General features: G+C 62.0%; 1 protein-coding gene. It reads right to left on the bottom strand.

What is annotated here, in order from left to right:
- A partial coding sequence (locus tag EYY67_RS24380; RefSeq protein WP_165498009.1) for a fimbria/pilus outer membrane usher protein occupies window positions 1–545 on the bottom strand: 545 nt, incomplete at both ends.

Genomic DNA, 545 nt, shown 5'->3' with positions numbered 1-545 from the left:
CTGGACACGCCGTTCACCACCGCGATGCCGTAATCGTTGGTCACGGACGCGCCGTCGCTGACCGGAATGCCTTTCACGCCTGCCGACAACATCATGCGCGGCTCGCTGCCGGCGCTGCTCTGATGCAGGGCCGCACCCGCCGCCGTGGCGGTCAGCGATCCGTACCAGTTAGCATTCACCGAGCGGTAATCGTTATTTTTCACGCTGCCGTTGGCCCCGAACTGGCCGTACGGCGACATGTGCTGGTAGTTGGCGCGGAACACGCCATTGCCTTTTTGCAGATCCGGGCTGCTGCCGCCCGCGCCGACGCGCCAGCTGTTGGCCGGATCCTGACTGTTGTAATACGACGCCGTTTGCGAGAAGCCGCTCTGCGAATCCTGCTGCGCGTCGTAGCTGATTTGCTGCCCGGAAGCAAGCGGCACACTGAGCGACAGGAACATCTGGTTTTCATCGGTATCGCGGTAGTTCAGCTTGCTGGCGGAAAACGTCGCCGAGACGCCGGTAAAGCGCCCGACATCGAAAATCTTGCTGACCGACAGGCTGTA

It is taken from the genome of Rahnella victoriana (assembly GCF_004330295.1).
GTDB classification, from domain to species: domain Bacteria; phylum Pseudomonadota; class Gammaproteobacteria; order Enterobacterales; family Enterobacteriaceae; genus Rahnella; species Rahnella victoriana.
The sequence above is the reverse complement of the archived record's forward strand: the minus strand, read 5'-3'. Positions and strand labels throughout refer to the sequence as shown.